Here is a 15,015-nt window from a genome sequence, read left to right as displayed (position 1 = left end):
CACCCCCCGCCTTCCCTTGCAGACCCATCCGCGACGCGCGCAGTGCGGAGTGGGGTGGATGAGCCCTTTGTCACTAACGGGTGTGGTGCGAGGGCAGGTTGCGTGCGCGGACCACTCCGCGTTCACACAAGTGGTGGACACCTACCGGCTAGCGGTTTGAAGCCCGCTTTCTTTGCTTACTTTCTTTGCGGCGGCAAAGAAAGTAAGTGCCGCCCCGCACAGGGGCATCGCTAATAGACCACTAAGAACGCAAGGAAAGGCCAACATCGCAAGAGCAACCGCCAAACCAAGGCGCCGCAGGCAAACCCCTCGGAGAGAGGGAAAAAAAGTCACCCGATCACTTGCCGAAGGCAATACTGAGCCACAGCCTCAAGCACAGAATCATCTTCGCCAACGGCATCAGAGCAATGAATAGTGACTCCCGGGTGCGCAGCACGGCAATTATCCAGCACCGCAGGTAAATCCCTCCTCACATGCCCACCTTGCCCAAAGAACACAGGAACAACAGTAACAGAGGAACACCCAAGAGAAACCTGCGCAGCAACAGCAGAAGAAAGATCCGGCTCCATCAACTCAAGAAACGCCAGCGAGACAGGCCCGGCGGAGCCATAAGCACTCTGCAATTTAGCCGCCAGCCGCCCAAAAGGCTCCCCCCAGCGAGGATCCCGAGCCCCATGTCCAAATAGCACAATCCCATGCAACGCCATGGCCCCACCCCTAATGCCGGTCCACCCACTTCAACCCAACCAGCCCAAGCACCAGATAAACCAACCCAGGCGTCGCCGCAGTCAAAGGCGCAGGCCAGGTATTCAACATCCCCATATGTGAGAACAAGGTGTTGAACAGCTGGAAACTCATCCCCAGCATGATCCCGCCAAACACCTTCATCCCCACCACGCCCGCGCGCGTGTGCAGATACGCAAACGGCAACGACAGCACCAGCATCACCAGTACCGCAAACGGATACAGCAGCTTGCGCCACAACGCAATCTCATACCGTTGCGTGTCCTGATGATTCTGCTGCAAATGCTGGATGTAGCGGAACAGGTTGAACATCGACATATTGTCCGGCGACACCAGCAGCACCGACAGAATCTGTGGCGTCAACTCCGAGCGCAACGAGTATTCCGGTACCGTCACCTGACTCGCGCGGTACACCGGATTAAGCGCATCCTGAGGCGTGCCCGCAACCGGCGGCACGTCGATCAGTTGCGTATCCGTCACGTCCTTCAGCAACCAGTGGCCCGGTGGCTGAAACTTCCCGCTCTGCGCAATCCGCACGTTCGACAGGCGGAATTTCGAATCGAATTCGTAGATGCGCACGTCGGTGATCGTGGCGTCGGGCTGCAGCTTGCCGACGTTCACGAAACGCGTTACCTGCTCGCCGTCCGCGCGCGCGGTCAACGTGTCCTTCACCCATACGCCAGACTCGAAGTTGGTCGACACCGCCGAACCCAACGCCTCCAGCCGCACCCGCTCCGATAACTGGTCCGTGTAAGGTCCGACAACTTCGCCGATGATGTAAGTCAGGATCACCAACGGAATACCGATCTTCAGCAGCGAACGCAGCGCCTGATTCGTCGCGAGGCCCGACACCCGGAAAATCGTGTACTCGGAGTTCGCCGCCATCTGCGCGAACACGTAGATCGCGCTGATCAGCGCCGCCACAGGAATGATTTCGTAGAAGCGTGACGGCGTCTGCAGCGCCACCCGCAGCACCGCATACTGGAACTTGTAGTTGCCGTGACCGACCGAATTCAGTTCGTTGATCAGGTCGAAGAAGAAGAACAGACCCGAGAACGCAAACAGCACGAAGATAAACGACAGGTAGACCTGACTGGCGAAGTACTTTTCATAGATCCGCATCGGTCAGGCTCCCTGCGACGAGCGTCGGAACGTCGCTCGCGTAAACAAGGGCCGATTGCGCACCCGCAGCCAGAAAATGAACGCCACAATCGCTGCCACGATCACGTGCAGGCCTAGCAGCCCCACGGGGAACGACATCTTGCCTTGCTCGATCCATGACTGCACAACGTTCAACAGGTTTGAATAGGTCAGATAAATCAGCACTGCCATCACCAGGTTGATCGTGCGGCTGCGTCGCGGATTCTGGTGAGCCAAAGGGATCGCCAGCAGCATCAGGTTGATCGCGATCAGCGGCAACCCGGCTCGCCAGGCAAACTCGGCGAGGTTGTCCTTGTTCGGGTTGCGTAACAGTTCGAGCGTCGGCGTACCGGTGGTGGTCGGGACGTTGATCACCGGCTGGCTCTGGATCTTCACGCCGTAGCGCTCGAATTCCATGATGCGGAAATCCGGCTTGCCCGGCTCGCCGTCGTAGCGCCGGCCGTTCTCAAGCACGACGAAGCGGTCGCCGTTCTTGTGGGTCTCGGTATGGCCGGTCTTCGATACGACCACGTTGACCTTGCCGTTTTCGGTGCTGGTCACGAACACGTTCTCGACGCGCGACTGGTCCGGTGACATCTTTTCGATGAAGAACACCCGGTGGCTCACCGTCGATTCGCGGAACTGGCCAGGCGCCAGCAGTGAGACCTCGTCGCGCTGCTGGAAGCGCGCGCGGATCAGCTTGCTCTGCTGGTTCGACCACGGCCAGCCGACGAACACGAAGAACATGATGAGGATGATGATGGGCGTCGCAAACACGGCGATGGGCCGGATGAAGCGTGTGAGACTCACGCCCGAGGCCAGCCAGACCACCATTTCCGAATCTTTGTACCAGCGTGTCAGGACGAACAGGATCGAGACGAACAGGGTCGCGACCAGCATGATGGCCAGATAGCCGATCACGGTCAGGCCGATCAGGACCAGCACGTCGCGTGGATCGATCTCCCCGGAAGCGGCGAAGCCGACAATCCGGATCATCATCGTCGTCAGCACGAGCGTGAGGAGAACCATGAACACGGCACCAGCCGTGTACGCGAGTTCGCGCTGGAGGGAGCGTTCAAAGATCATTGTTGAGGAAGAGAGTGCGTGCCTTGGGGGTGGTCCGGGAGCATCCCGTCAGCCCCGTGCAGCCGCCGCGGGAAAAATAGCGGATAATTGCGGCTTTCATCCTAAGCCCAGATTTTATCCGAGGACAAGCGCGATGGACTTTAGCATAAAAGCCTGTGATTGGAGCAAAGGCTCCTCGAATGGGTTCCTGACTGGAAAGTCCGATTGCATCGTGATCGGCATTTTCGAGTCGCAAACGCTGTCGGGCGCCGCACTGGAGATCGATGCGGCCACCAAGGGTCTCCTGACCCGTATCGTCAAAGCCGGTGACATGGACGGCAAGAGCGGTACCACGCTGTTCCTTCATGAAGTGTCCGGTATCGGTGCTTCGCGTGTCCTGCTGGTTGGCCTCGGCAAGCAGGACGCTTTCACCCAGAAAGCCTACGGCGACGCCGTGCGGGCCGCCTGGCGCGCCATCCTGGCAACCAAGATCGTCCAGGTCACGTTTACGCTGGCCCAGTTGCCTATCCTCGAACGCTCGGCCGACTGGGCCGTGCGCTCGGCCATCCTCGCGCTGCGCGAACTGTCGTACAAGTTCACGCAGATGAAGAGCAAGCCGGATACCACGCCGAAGGCGCTCAAGCGCGTCGTATTCAGCGTCGACACCGGTGACGAGAAAGGCGCCAAGGTCGCTGCCAAGCAAGGCGCTGCGCTCGCCAACGGTATGGATCTGACGCGCGACCTCGGCAACCTGCCGGGCAACGTCTGCACTCCGACGTACCTTGCCAACACGGCGAAAAAGCTCGCCAAAGACTGGAAGCTGAAGGTCGAAGTGCTCGGCCAGAAGCAGCTCGAAGCGCTGCGCATGGGTTCGTTCCTGTCGGTTACGCGCGGCTCGGTCGAACCGCCCCAGTTCATCGTGCTGCAGTACCAGGGCGGCCCGGCCAAGGCTGCTCCGGTGGTGCTGGTCGGCAAGGGCATTACGTTCGACACCGGCGGCATTTCGCTCAAGCCGGGCGACAGCATGGACGAAATGAAGTACGACATGCTCGGCGCGGGTTCGGTTCTCGGCACCATGCGCGCGGTTGCGGAAATGGGCCTGAAGATCAACCTCGTAGTGATCGTCCCGACCTGCGAAAACATGCCGTCCGGTACCGCTACCAAGCCGGGCGACATCGTCACCAGCATGAAGGGCCTGACGATCGAAGTGCTGAACACCGACGCGGAAGGCCGTCTCATCCTGTGCGATGCGCTGACCTATGCGGAGCGCTTCAAGCCGGCAGCCGTGATCGACGTGGCAACCCTTACCGGAGCTTGCGTGATCGCTCTGGGTCACCACAACAGCGGGCTGTTCTCGAAAGACGACGCGCTGGCGGGTGAGCTGCTCGACGCTTCGCGCGAAGCGTCCGATCCGGCATGGCGCATGCCGCTCGACGAGGAATATCAGGACCTGCTGAAGTCGAACTTCGCGGACCTCGCCAACATCGGCGGACGTCCTGGCGGCAGCATCACGGCGGCGTGCTTCCTGTCGCGCTTTACCGAAGCGTACCCGTGGGCCCACCTCGACATCGCCGGCACGGGATGGAAGAGCGGTGCCGCGAAGGGAGCAACGGGCCGTCCGGTGCCGCTTCTGTCGCAGTTCCTGATCGACAGGGCCGCTGACGGTCGCACTGCACAATGATCCATCGCAGTACCGATGCGCGTGTTGAGGCGCTGAGGCGGACCCGCCGATGACGAGAATCGATTTTCACTCGAACGTCGGCGATTCGCTGTTGTACGCGTGCCGCCTCGCGCGCAAGGCGTACCTGGCCGGCCAGCCGACTGTCGTGCTGGCCGAGCCGCCGCGGCTGCGCGCATTCGACGAGCAGCTGTGGACCTTTTCGCCGCTCGACTTCGTGCCGCACTGCTACGCCGACAGCCCGCTCGCCGCGCAAACGCCGATCGTGCTGACAGCCAGTGCCGACCGGGTGCCGCACTATCAGGTTCTGCTGAATCTGGGCGCTGAAGTGCCGGCGCAGTTCGCCCGCTTCGAAAGATTGCTGGAAGTGGTCGGTAACGCACAAGACGAGTTGTCCGCGGGCCGCGAACGCTATCGCTTTTATCGCGATCGCGGCTATGCTCTAAACAACTACAAGCAGGGCGGCTAGCGTCGCCGTGCCACTGGGTCTGGACGCCGCCGCACACCGGTAGGGTCCGCGCCGGGTGGCCACGCGGCTTCGCTATATCGCCCGATTCATCGACGGAGTCTATTCGTGCCCGATTCGTCCGATACTCATTTCGACACCTCGATACCGGTCCTCGACGAGGTCCTCGTGCCGGGCAACCCCGATTACCGGCGGCCCTTCAGAGGCGCGGAGGCCGACGCTGCGCCCGTGGAGGACAGGGCCGCTGGCGAGTGGGCTGCCGCCGACACGGCGGCTCATGAGCAGGTGCCGGACGTGGAGCCGGCTGACGGCGTAACTGTCCACAGCGTGACCCATGCCCACGTGGAGGCCTTCGAGTTGCCCGAGCCGCCGGCGCCGTTCGAACTGGCCGGTGCGCCGGAGCCTGCTCCCTTCGAGGCCACTTCCGCCTTCCACTTTGCCCGCGCGACTGCTCCCGAGCCTGTTGTGCCGGTTCGCAGCCTCGATGCCGACGTGCTGGCCGAACGTCTGCGTGGACGGTTTGCCAGTTATCTCACCGGAGAAGGGCGTTCGGTGATCGAAGCGCGCTGCCGTGATGCGCTGCAAGATCACACCACGTGGCTGGTCAACCAGATCACGCGGGAAGTCGCATTGGCGCTCGAAACGGAGATGACCGGCTGGGTGCGCGAAGCGGTCGAAGAAGAAATTGGGCGGCGTTCGCCTGAGCATTGAGCGTGTGACGGTGGCAGGGCGCCTGGCGATGGCCGCCGCTACCCGCTACCGTTAGTTAATTCGAAGGCCTTATTTCAGCGTCAGGATCCAGCTGGCGAGGATTGCGGCCTGATCGGGCGTGAGCTGGGTGTTGGCGGGCATCGGCACTTGTCCCCAGATGCCTGTGCTGCCGTCGATGATCTTATGGGCGAGGTAGGTTTCCGCGTCGGCGCGTGAAGCGTATTTGTCCGCGACGTCATGCAGAGCCGGTCCCATGAACGGACGGTTCACCGAGTGACAACTCATGCAGTTCTGCTGCTGCGCCAGCGCGAGGCCGGGTGCGGGCTCCGCCTGCGCCGGGGCGCTGGTTGCGAGAACTCCCGCAAGCGCCAGTGCTGCATACGACGTTGATTTCATTCTGGTCTCCGTCGGTGCAGGTGCCCGACTTGTGGTGGAGGCATTATAAAAGGAAAGGGGCGCACGGTTTTTTCGTGCGCCCCTTCGTGTTTCTTAAGCGTGCTCGCGGCGTTAGCCAGTCACTGCGCCCTTGTTGGCCGGCAGCGCCAACGCAGAGTACTTGGCCAGCACGCCGCGCGTGTAACGCGGCTTCGGCTGTTTCCACGCCGCGCGGCGGCGTGCGAGTTCGGCGTCGTCGATGTTCAGTTGCAGCAGCAGCTTGTGTGCGTCGATGGTGATCGAATCGCCTTCCTGCACGAAGGCGATGGTGCCGCCCACGAACGCCTCCGGCGCGACGTGGCCCACTACCATGCCCCAGGTGCCGCCGGAGAAGCGGCCATCGGTGATCAGGCCCACGGTCTCACCGAGCCCCTTGCCGATGATCGCTGAAGTCGGGGCGAGCATCTCCGGCATGCCGGGGCCGCCCTTCGGGCCAAGATAGCGCAGCACCACGACGTCGCCGGCCGTGATCTTGTCCGCGAGAATCGCTTCCAGCGCGCTTTGCTCGTCGTCGAACACGCGGGCAGGGCCGGTGATCACCGGATTCTTCAGACCTGTGATCTTGGCGACCGCACCGTCCGTGGCCAGGTTGCCCTTCAGGATTGCCAGGTGCCCTTCCTTGTACAAAGCCTTGTCGATCGGGAAGATCACCTGTTGGTCCGCACGCGGTTTGGCCGGCACGTCCTTCAGTTCTTCGGCGAGCGTCTTGCCTGTGATCGTGATGCAGTCGCCGTGCAGCATGCCTGCGTCGAGCAGGAGCTTCATGACTTGCGGGATACCGCCTGCCTTGTGCAGATCGGTGGCCACATACTGGCCCGACGGCTTCAGATTGCAGATTACCGGCACCTTCTTGCGCATGCGCTCGAAGTCTTCGATGCTCCATTCCACTTCGGCCGCGTGGGCGATGGCGAGATAGTGCAGCACGGCGTTGGTCGAGCCGCCAGTGGCCATGATCACGGCTACGGCGTTTTCGATCGACTTTTTGGTGATGATGTCGCGCGGCTTCAGATCCTTCTTGACCGCTTCGACCAGCACGCGTGCCGATTCAGCCGCCGAATCCACCTTTTCCTGATCCGGATTGGCCATCGTCGACGAGTACAGCAGCGACATGCCCAAGGCTTCGAACGAAGAGCTCATCGTGTTGGCGGTGTACATGCCGCCGCACGAACCTGTGGAGGGGCATGAGTTCTGTTCGATCCCATCAAAATCTTCCTGCGACATCCTTCCCGCGGTGAATTCACCTACCGCTTCGAATGACGACACGATGGTCAGATCGACGCCCTTCCAATTGCCCGGACGGATCGTGCCGCCATACACGTAGATGCCCGGCACATTCATGCGCGCAAGTCCGATCATGCCGCCCGGCATGTTCTTGTCGCAACCGCCGATCACGACCACGCCATCCATCCACTGACCCTGCACGCAGGTCTCGATACAGTCCGCAATGACCTCGCGCGACACCAGCGAGTACTTCATGCCCTCGGTGCCCATCGACATGCCGTCGGAGATCGTCGGCGTGCCGAAGATCTGCGGATTCGCATCAGCGCCCTTGACGGCGACGACCGCGGCGTCAGCGAGACGCTGCAGGCCCGCGTTGCACGGCGTGATGGTCGAATGGCCGTTGGCGATGCCGATCATCGGCTTGTCGAAGTCTTCCTTCTGATAGCCGAGGGCGTAAAACATCGAGCGATTCGGCGAGCGCGAGACGCCTTGTGTGATGTTCTTCGAGCGACGGTTGTACGGCATGGGTATCTCCAGGTTGTTCTTAGTCCAGTTTAGCCGGTGGTGCGTCGCGCAAGCGTGCGGTTTCTCGATGTGCGCGTCCAATATATTATTTACATGCCATTAGGTCGTAAAATGTATCGATCATGTTGCCCATTACGCCCGATCTGCGCCAGTTGCGCTATTTCATCGCCGTGGCCGAAGAAAAGCACTTCGGCCACGCGGCCGCCCGCCTGTCCATGACACAGCCGCCGCTGTCCCAGGCGATCCGGGCGCTGGAGGAGACGCTTGGCGTCGCGCTGTTTGCACGCACCAAGCGGTCGGTCGAGCTGACCCAGGTGGGAGCCGACCTGTTGCCTGAAGTGCGGCGTCTGCTCGCCAGCGCAGAGGCGCTGCGGCCGCTCGCGCAAAGCCTCGCACGCGGCGAGGCAGGGCTGCTGTCGCTGGCGTTTGTTTCTACTGCGGATTACGGTCTGTTGCCCTCGTTGCTGCGCGACTTCGGGGCGCGTCATCCGCGTGTGCGTCTGCAGTTGACCGAGGCGACCAGCGACGTGCAGATCGAGGAACTGGTGGCCGGCCGCATCGACGCGGGTCTGGTCATTGCGCCGCTGCCGCCACGCCATGCGGCGCAATTGTCGTGGCTCCCGATCGCACGCGAGCCGCTGGTGATCGCCATGTCGTCCGAGATGGCGGCGCGTGTTGAAGGGCGGGGCGCATCGGCCGGCGCGGAGTGGCGTGACGCGCCAATCAGCCTGCGCGATGTCGCCGATGCTCCGCTCGTGATCTTCCCGCGGCGTCTCGCGCCTGGCTTTTATGACATCATTATGGATTGCTACGGCGTCGCGGGCCTTACGCCGCGTGTCGCGCAGGAGGCGATCCAGATGCAGACGATCGTGAGCCTGGTGTCGGCCGGCATGGGTGTCGCACTGGTGCCGCAATCGCTGCGTAATCTGCGCCGCACCGGCGTGGTGTACCGGCCGCTGCGCGAATCGGTGCCGGCCATCGAGACGGGGCTGGTCTGGCGCACGGCGCAGGTAAGTCCGGTATTGGCCGGCTTTATCGGTATCGTGCAGGCGCATGCGGCCACCGTCGAGTCTTGTTGAGCCTTATTGAATCCGCTTTTGAACCTGAACTGCCCATAACAACACGATGCACATTCATCCCAATTTCGACCCGATCGCCATCCATCTAGGGCCGCTCGCCGTGCGCTGGTACGGCCTGATGTACCTGGTGGCATTTATTCTGGCGATCGTCGTCGGCCGGCTGCGCCTGCGTCTGCCGTACGTCGCAGCGCAAGGCTGGACCGCCAAAGATATCGACGACATGCTGTTCTACGGCGTGCTCGGTACGATCTTCGGCGGCCGTCTTGGCTACGTGCTGTTCTACAAGGCTGACTATTACTTCGCGCATCCGCTCGACATCTTCAAGGTGTGGGAAGGCGGCATGTCGTTTCACGGTGGTTTTCTCGGCGTCACGCTGGCGATGGTGCTATTCGCCTACCAGCGCGGTCGTTCGTGGCTGCAGGTCACGGACTTTGTGGCGCCGATGGTACCCACAGGGCTTGCCGCAGGGCGCCTGGGCAACTTCATCAACGGTGAACTGTGGGGCCGCGTCACCGATCCGAATGCGCCATGGGCGATGATGTTTCCGGGCGCATCGAACGACGACGCCGTCTGGCTCTCACGGCATCCGGAACTGGCCGCAAAGTGGCATCTGAACGAGATCTTCGCGCAATATCACATGCTGCCACGGCATCCGTCGGAGCTGTATGAAATCGCGCTCGAGGGCGTCACGCTGTTCTTCGTGTTGTGGTTCTTCTCGCGCAAGCCGCGTCCGCTGGGCGCCATATCTGCGGTGTTTTTGATCGGCTATGGCCTAGCCCGTTTCACGGTGGAATTCGCCCGTGAGCCGGATGACTTCCTCGGCCTGCTGGCGATGGGACTGTCGATGGGGCAGTGGCTGTCGCTGCCGATGATCATCGTTGGCGTGCTCATCCTGGTGTGGGCGTATCGACGCAAGGACCGCGAAGCGGCCAAGCCGGTTGGCGCGAACTGAGCTTCCATCCAGGCATCCAGACGGGGCTGCACCTCTGCCTGAATGACAAAACGCCACGGCATGCCGTGGCGTTTTGTTTTACTGCGGCCTACAAGTGGGTTACTTCATCTGCACCGAACCCGACACATTCACGCTCACGGTCGACGTACCCGCTTCGAGCGGCAGCGGCGCAGCTGCTTTGGCATCAGCGCCCATGACGCGCGCGCTCATCATCATCATGGGACGCGGCATCACGCCGTTATGTCCGACGGTGACCTCGCGGATCGAATAGCCGCTATAGCCGAATGCCTGAGCACCGGCACTCGCCTGTTGCCGAAACGAGGCGATCGCTTCGCCGGTGAGCTTCTGTTCGGCGGCGCGCTGCGCTTCCGGCGAGAGCGAGAACTGCACGTTACCCACCTGCATGTTAGATGCCATCTGTCCGGCGAGCTTGGAGGCCGCGGCAAAATCATGCGACTCCAGCACGACTTCCGTGCGGCCACGCCATGCGGAGATGCGTCCGTCGCGATCGGTTGACGGAGAAATCGCAAACGAGCCGGTGCGCGCGGTGACACCGCTCACGCCCTTGGCCTGACGCAGTGCTGCGTCGGCACGCTGGTTCAGCGTGCTGGTGAGCGCGGACGGGTCGCTTGCTTCCTGTTCGTAAAAGAGCGTGATGTCCACGACATCCTGCGGGACTTCGGCACTGGCTTGCGCATTCAGTGACAGCACGCCCGACGGCTCCGCCTGCGTGACGGTTTGTGCGTGGACCGCGGCGGATGCGAACGCGAGGGGAGTGGCGAGAGCCATGGCAAGTGCGATGGCTCGTGCGTTTTTTTGCGTCATTTGTATTGGACTCCTTGCTTGAGCGGTTATGCGCGATGACTCGTGCTTGAGTTCGTGCGATGACCTGCAAGAGGCCACGCACGACTAGCGCTGCGTGCCAGTAGCGGGATTGATCGTTCTACCCGATGGCATGACGCTTGCGAGCCAGTTAGGCGCACACACGGCTGCCTTGGTTCCCCAACTTGACAATTGCCTTGCTGCGACCCACGGTCACACGAGCAACTGTGTTCGCATTTGCGTCTTCAGACATGCCGCGCAAGTGCTGCGCAAACTCGCTGCACAACAAGCTTGGACAGCTGCAGCCACTTCAAACAAGCCGCTTTGTGATGAAGCGCCACTCGGCCTCGGTGACCGGCGTGATCGACAGACGGTTGCCTCTGGCGAGCACACGCATGTCGGCGAGTTCAGCATGCTCGCGCAACGCAGCCAGCGGAATCAGCGGCACTTTCTTTTTGAATACGACGTCGACGAGCACCCAGCGGGGTGTCTCAGGCGTCGATTTGGGATCGTAGTACGGGCTCTTCGCATCGAACTGCGTGGGATCGGGATAGGGCGTCGACGACACCTCTGCAATCCCGGCGATGCCCGGCTCCGGACAACTCGAGTGATAGAACAGCACACCGTCGCCGATCTTCATCACGTCGCGCATGAAGTTACGTGCCTGATAGTTGCGCACGCCGGTCCACGGCAACGTGTGATGCGGCGCGTGGGCGAGGTGGTCGATGCTTGCTTCGTCCGGTTCGGACTTCATTAGCCAGTAGCGCATGAATCGAATGGAAGGTTGAATTGAGCGTTAAATTGGGCACCAAAAAGAAAAACGGCACCGGACCCATGTCCGATGCCGTTTGATAAGGTCCCCGCCTTAGCCGCTAGGCCGGCATCCTGAACCGGGAGTTCAGAATTGGTCGCAGTTAGCAGCACTTCGGGTACATCAGACAGAGTGACGCGCACACCCGTGCTGCAAATTTCCACAACCGTGCACATGGCATTGGTTCAAGGAATATATGACCTTGGCGAACCAGGCAGGGAAGCTAAACAGATTGAACTCAGACGTTTGCTGATCCTTGATCACGCACTTCGTCTGGATTCTGAATTTGACCGTACGACTACTTTAGACCTTTTTACTGCACGCTGTACTGCTGAATCACAGTACCTAGCTGTTCGTTCATCTGGTGCATTGTACGCCGGATTTCCTCTGCGGGAAATGCTTCTCCATGGCGCACGCTCGATTGCAGCTTAAGCAGTTCCGATGCCAGCGAGAGCGCAGCCATGACCGCGATGCGATCGATGCCGCGCACGTTGCTGTGCGAGCGGATCTTCGACATCTCTGCGTCGACGCGTGCCACGGCTTCCAGCAGCGCAGCTTCGGTTTCCGGCGAGCAGGCGAGACGATACGGCTGGCCGAGAATCGATACTTCGATCTGCTTGGTGGTCATGCGTTTTCTCCGTGGCGGGTGACGGCGCTACCGGCTTCTTCTTCGTGATGCGCATTGAGTTCGAGCTCTGGCGCGAGAAGATCGAGCTGATTGTCCGGCTCGTTTTGAGCGCGTGCACGCGGCAATTTTTCGAGGATCGCGTTCAGGCGCACCTGGGCGTCGTCGATCTTCGCTGACAGCGCATCGCGCTCCGCTTGCAGTGCGTCGCGTTCTTCGCGCATCTGCGCAAGCTCTGCACGTGTTGCATCGGCTTCGGCGCGCACCTGGGCGAGCTGGGTTTCGAGCGCCTGACGCGCTTCGTTGTGGCGCTGACTGATCGCAATCAGTCTGCCGATATTCTGTGAAAGTGTTTCGAGTTCGGTGAGCATGTGCTGCGTCCTCTAAAGACATCGCATTTTAGCGCGGAATGTCGCAGGTTCCGACAATTGTCTCGTTTCGAGACGTAACAGCATCGCTTTGTGCAGACTTCGCTGGCGGAATCGGCCTGAACGTCCCTCCGAACCAAAAATTCATCCGTCTGTCATCGCACCAAAAGCAGCCTGCTTGACCTTTCTTGACGCGTTCTGCGGGCGCTCCTAAACTTGCGGCACTTCAGTGCCTGCGGGCAGTGCGCAGGCAATTTTGTCCGGTGCATGCTGATCAATCGGAAACGGGGACGACGCCCGTCACCCAGGATTATGAGCCGGCCTACATCTGCAATATCCCGCGTCGCAACGTGTGTCCCGCGCCCGGCTCGCAACAGCTATGACGTCGTGTCCGCGGCCGTGGGGCTGCGCGGATGAACCGAATCTTCGCACGCACGATGCCGGTCATGCACGCGAGACGTGCTGCAGTCATCTGGTGTGTGCTCGCCATTCTGGCGCTCGCTGTGCTGTTGGCGTCGCTTGCGCTCGGCAGCGTCCCGCTCACGCCCGCCCGGGTGTTTGCTGCGTTGATGCCGCTCCCTTCTCACTCCGGCGCACCTGCCGATCTCGCAGCAGAAATCGTGCGCTCGCTGCGTTTGCCGCGAGCGTTAGCCGGTTTCGCATGCGGCGCATTGCTTGCCGTCGCCGGTGCCTTGCTGCAAGTGTTATTGCGCAATCCGCTCGCTGAGCCCTATGTGCTCGGCGTATCCGGCGGTGCCGCGAGCTTCGCGCTATTCGCGATGATGGCCGGCTGCGCGTGGTGGCTCGTCGATGCGAGCGCGTTTGCCGGGGCGTTCGTCTCGATCCTGCTGGTGCTCGGTCTGGCGCGCCGCGAATTGTGGCGTGGCGAACCGCAGGATACGTCGCCGCGTCTGCTATTGACGGGTGCCGTGATTGCAGCGGGGTGGGGCGCGCTGATCACGTTACTGCTGACCCTCGCACCGGATAACCGCCTGCGCGGAATGCTGTTCTGGCTCACCGGCGATCTGAACGGTGGTGGCTTGCCCTGGATCGCACTCGCGGCGCTGGCGGTTGTGCTGGTGGCCATTCTTCCTGCTGCGCCGCAACTCAACGTGCTATTGCGCGGCGATGCGGCTGCGCAGGCATTGGGCGTCCCTGTGATGCGCCTGCGTCTGCGTGTCTACCTGGTGGCGTCGCTCGCAGCCGCTGCTGCTGTGACGACTGGCGGGACGATCGGCTTCGTGGGCCTGGTTGTGCCGCATACGTTGCGACTCGCGTTCGGCAACGATCAACGCATGCTGTTGCCCGCTGCCGCGCTTGGCGGCGGTGTGGCCGTGATGGGCGCGGATCTCGTTGCGCGTACGGTGATTGCACCCGCTCAATTGCCGGTGGGGGTGATCACGGCGCTGATCGGTGTGCCGGTGTTTCTCTGGATGCTCTTGCGCAGGCCGCGATGAGAATACATACACCACCGCCAGCGCCTTCCACTGGATCGACCCTGAGCGCGCAACAGGTGACGTTGCGCGCCGGCGAGCGCACGCTGCTCGATCGCTTCACGCATACCTTCTATCCGGGCGAAGTCTGGTGCATCGCTGGACCGAACGGTGCCGGCAAGACCACCTTGATCTCGACGCTGGCCGGTCTATCGCAGCCGGCAGCAGGCCACGTCGAACTGGACGGTTTGCGCGTCGCAGCGTGGCCGCCTGTGTCGCTCGCGCGGCGTCGTGCGTTGATGCCGCAAAGTGCGCACGACGCGTTCAGCGCCAGCGTGCTCGAGATCGTGATGCTCAACCGCTTTCCGCACCTCGCAGGCTGGGGATGGGAGCGTCCGGGCGATCGCGCGGCGGCGCATGCCGCGCTCGACCTGCTGGGACTCGCGGACTTCGCGTCGCGCGACGTGCTGTCGCTCTCCGGCGGCGAACGCCAGCGCGTGGCACTGGCCGCCGTTCTTTGCCAGGATGCGCCGCTGTTGCTGCTTGATGAACCGTTGTCGCATCTCGACCTGCATCACCAGATCGACTGCCTCGAGGCGTTGACCGCCTGGGCAACGGAGCGCAAGCGCACGGTAGTGTTTTCATGTCACGACCTGAACCTTGCGCGGCGCTTCGCGACACACGGGCTGCTGCTGGATGGCGTGGGCGGAGCATTCGCCGGCCCGGTGCGCGACGTGTTGACACCGGCGCTGGCGAGCCGCGCGTTCGGCTATCCCCTGATCCTGTTGCAGGACGGCGGCCATGAGGCGCTGATTCCTGCGCCGCGCGCGCACGACGAGCAGCAGGGCACCACTGGTCCGGCGGGGTGAAGGACGAGCCCCGGCCTTCTCCGTCCCCCAGCGTCTGGCAATGCTGCGTTGCGTAGCCCGCGCTTTATGCA

16 protein-coding genes and 1 other RNA gene are annotated in these 15,015 nt (G+C 62.0%); 7 read left to right on the top strand and 10 right to left on the bottom strand.

Features of this window, described 5'->3' with window-relative positions; translation table 11 throughout:
* Window positions 1-329: 329 nt before the first annotated feature.
* Genes BUS06_RS18125 through lptF form a run of 3 tightly spaced genes read right to left on the bottom strand, consistent with a single transcriptional unit; the run spans window position 330 to window position 2,970 of the window.
* A complete protein-coding gene (locus BUS06_RS18125) occupies window positions 330-707 on the bottom strand; it encodes a sirohydrochlorin chelatase (RefSeq protein ID WP_074265514.1) in 378 nt (125 codons plus the stop codon).
* A gap of 10 nt (window positions 708-717) precedes the next feature.
* On the bottom strand, window positions 718-1,866 hold the full coding sequence (gene lptG / locus BUS06_RS18120; protein ID WP_074265513.1) for an LPS export ABC transporter permease LptG: 1,149 nt from the start codon (window positions 1,864-1,866) through the stop codon (window positions 718-720).
* Between the two features lie 3 nt (window positions 1,867-1,869).
* Window positions 1,870-2,970, bottom strand: a complete 1,101-nt coding sequence (gene lptF / locus BUS06_RS18115; RefSeq protein ID WP_074265512.1) for an LPS export ABC transporter permease LptF — start codon at window positions 2,968-2,970, stop codon at window positions 1,870-1,872.
* A 133-nt stretch (window positions 2,971-3,103) separates the two neighbouring features.
* Here lptF and BUS06_RS18110 point away from each other — a divergent pair, with 133 nt between their 5' ends.
* From BUS06_RS18110 to BUS06_RS18100, 3 genes are all read left to right on the top strand, one after another.
* Window positions 3,104-4,630, top strand: a complete 1,527-nt coding sequence (locus BUS06_RS18110) for a leucyl aminopeptidase (protein ID WP_074265511.1) — start codon at window positions 3,104-3,106, stop codon at window positions 4,628-4,630.
* A 49-nt stretch (window positions 4,631-4,679) separates the two neighbouring features.
* Window positions 4,680-5,096: a DNA polymerase III subunit chi gene (locus BUS06_RS18105; protein ID WP_074265510.1), complete on the top strand. Its 417-nt coding sequence runs from the start codon at window positions 4,680-4,682 to the stop codon at window positions 5,094-5,096.
* A 105-nt stretch (window positions 5,097-5,201) separates the two neighbouring features.
* Window positions 5,202-5,804: a DUF2486 family protein gene (locus tag BUS06_RS18100; RefSeq protein WP_074265509.1), complete on the top strand. Its 603-nt coding sequence runs from the start codon at window positions 5,202-5,204 to the stop codon at window positions 5,802-5,804.
* A 69-nt stretch (window positions 5,805-5,873) separates the two neighbouring features.
* Here the strand turns inward: BUS06_RS18100 and BUS06_RS18095 are convergent, their stop codons facing one another.
* Both BUS06_RS18095 and ilvD read right to left on the bottom strand, forming a co-directional pair.
* The gene (locus tag BUS06_RS18095; protein WP_074265508.1) at window positions 5,874-6,200 is read right to left on the bottom strand and encodes a c-type cytochrome; all 327 of its coding nucleotides are present in this window, start codon (window positions 6,198-6,200) and stop codon (window positions 5,874-5,876) included.
* Window positions 6,201-6,311: 111 nt separating this feature from the next.
* Window positions 6,312-7,985, bottom strand: a complete 1,674-nt coding sequence (ilvD, locus tag BUS06_RS18090) for a dihydroxy-acid dehydratase (RefSeq protein WP_074265507.1) — start codon at window positions 7,983-7,985, stop codon at window positions 6,312-6,314.
* 122 nt (window positions 7,986-8,107) lie between these two features.
* Between ilvD and BUS06_RS18085 the strand changes: the two genes are divergently transcribed.
* Together BUS06_RS18085 and lgt are read left to right on the top strand one after the other, a co-directional pair.
* Window positions 8,108-9,064 (top strand): LysR family transcriptional regulator, encoded by a 957-nt coding sequence (locus BUS06_RS18085; protein WP_074265506.1) that lies wholly within the window; start codon window positions 8,108-8,110, stop codon window positions 9,062-9,064.
* 46 nt (window positions 9,065-9,110) lie between these two features.
* Window positions 9,111-10,016, top strand: coding sequence for a prolipoprotein diacylglyceryl transferase (lgt, locus tag BUS06_RS18080; protein ID WP_074265505.1), 906 nt, complete (start codon window positions 9,111-9,113; stop codon window positions 10,014-10,016).
* A gap of 99 nt (window positions 10,017-10,115) precedes the next feature.
* Here the strand turns inward: lgt and BUS06_RS18075 are convergent, their stop codons facing one another.
* The 5 genes from BUS06_RS18075 to BUS06_RS18055 all read right to left on the bottom strand — a co-directional run bounded on the left by BUS06_RS18075 (window position 10,116) and on the right by BUS06_RS18055 (window position 12,645).
* Entirely contained in the window at window positions 10,116-10,841 is a 726-nt protein-coding gene (locus BUS06_RS18075; protein ID WP_074265504.1) for an SIMPL domain-containing protein, read from the bottom strand.
* A gap of 307 nt (window positions 10,842-11,148) precedes the next feature.
* The gene (locus BUS06_RS18070) at window positions 11,149-11,607 is read right to left on the bottom strand and encodes an EVE domain-containing protein (protein WP_074265503.1); all 459 of its coding nucleotides are present in this window, start codon (window positions 11,605-11,607) and stop codon (window positions 11,149-11,151) included.
* A gap of 84 nt (window positions 11,608-11,691) precedes the next feature.
* A non-coding RNA gene (gene ssrS, locus BUS06_RS18065) (6S RNA) lies at window positions 11,692-11,873 on the bottom strand.
* Between the two features lie 89 nt (window positions 11,874-11,962).
* Window positions 11,963-12,277, bottom strand: a complete 315-nt coding sequence (locus tag BUS06_RS18060; protein ID WP_074265502.1) for a cell division protein ZapA — start codon at window positions 12,275-12,277, stop codon at window positions 11,963-11,965.
* Window positions 12,274-12,645 (bottom strand): ATPase, encoded by a 372-nt coding sequence (locus BUS06_RS18055; protein WP_074265501.1) that lies wholly within the window; start codon window positions 12,643-12,645, stop codon window positions 12,274-12,276. The genes BUS06_RS18060 and BUS06_RS18055 overlap by 4 nt, the downstream gene beginning before the upstream one ends.
* A 410-nt stretch (window positions 12,646-13,055) precedes the next feature.
* Between BUS06_RS18055 and BUS06_RS18050 the strand changes: the two genes are divergently transcribed.
* A complete protein-coding gene (locus BUS06_RS18050) occupies window positions 13,056-14,099 on the top strand; it encodes a FecCD family ABC transporter permease (protein WP_074265500.1) in 1,044 nt (347 codons plus the stop codon).
* Window positions 14,096-14,944, top strand: a complete 849-nt coding sequence (locus BUS06_RS18045; RefSeq protein WP_074265499.1) for an ABC transporter ATP-binding protein — start codon at window positions 14,096-14,098, stop codon at window positions 14,942-14,944. The genes BUS06_RS18050 and BUS06_RS18045 overlap by 4 nt, the downstream gene beginning before the upstream one ends.
* Window positions 14,945-15,015 lie beyond the last annotated feature (71 nt).

The organism is Paraburkholderia phenazinium (assembly GCF_900141745.1).
GTDB classification, from domain to species: Bacteria; Pseudomonadota; Gammaproteobacteria; order Burkholderiales; family Burkholderiaceae; genus Paraburkholderia; species Paraburkholderia phenazinium_B.
The sequence above is the reverse complement of the archived record's forward strand: the minus strand, read 5'-3'. Positions and strand labels throughout refer to the sequence as shown.

Coding starts and splice junctions, on each gene's coding strand:
- BUS06_RS18125 (WP_074265514.1), bottom strand. CDS start 707: ATGGCGTTGCATGGGATTGTGCTATTTGGACATGGGGCTCGGGATCCT.
- lptG (WP_074265513.1), bottom strand. CDS start 1,866: ATGCGGATCTATGAAAAGTACTTCGCCAGTCAGGTCTACCTGTCGTTT.
- lptF (WP_074265512.1), bottom strand. CDS start 2,970: ATGATCTTTGAACGCTCCCTCCAGCGCGAACTCGCGTACACGGCTGGT.
- BUS06_RS18110 (WP_074265511.1), top strand. CDS start 3,104: ATGGACTTTAGCATAAAAGCCTGTGATTGGAGCAAAGGCTCCTCGAAT.
- BUS06_RS18105 (WP_074265510.1), top strand. CDS start 4,680: ATGACGAGAATCGATTTTCACTCGAACGTCGGCGATTCGCTGTTGTAC.
- BUS06_RS18095 (WP_074265508.1), bottom strand. CDS start 6,200: ATGAAATCAACGTCGTATGCAGCACTGGCGCTTGCGGGAGTTCTCGCA.
- ilvD (WP_074265507.1), bottom strand. CDS start 7,985: ATGCCGTACAACCGTCGCTCGAAGAACATCACACAAGGCGTCTCGCGC.
- BUS06_RS18085 (WP_074265506.1), top strand. CDS start 8,108: ATGTTGCCCATTACGCCCGATCTGCGCCAGTTGCGCTATTTCATCGCC.
- lgt (WP_074265505.1), top strand. CDS start 9,111: ATGCACATTCATCCCAATTTCGACCCGATCGCCATCCATCTAGGGCCG.
- BUS06_RS18075 (WP_074265504.1), bottom strand. CDS start 10,841: ATGACGCAAAAAAACGCACGAGCCATCGCACTTGCCATGGCTCTCGCC.
- BUS06_RS18070 (WP_074265503.1), bottom strand. CDS start 11,607: ATGCGCTACTGGCTAATGAAGTCCGAACCGGACGAAGCAAGCATCGAC.
- BUS06_RS18060 (WP_074265502.1), bottom strand. CDS start 12,277: ATGACCACCAAGCAGATCGAAGTATCGATTCTCGGCCAGCCGTATCGT.
- BUS06_RS18055 (WP_074265501.1), bottom strand. CDS start 12,645: ATGCTCACCGAACTCGAAACACTTTCACAGAATATCGGCAGACTGATT.
- BUS06_RS18050 (WP_074265500.1), top strand. CDS start 13,056: ATGAACCGAATCTTCGCACGCACGATGCCGGTCATGCACGCGAGACGT.
- BUS06_RS18045 (WP_074265499.1), top strand. CDS start 14,096: ATGAGAATACATACACCACCGCCAGCGCCTTCCACTGGATCGACCCTG.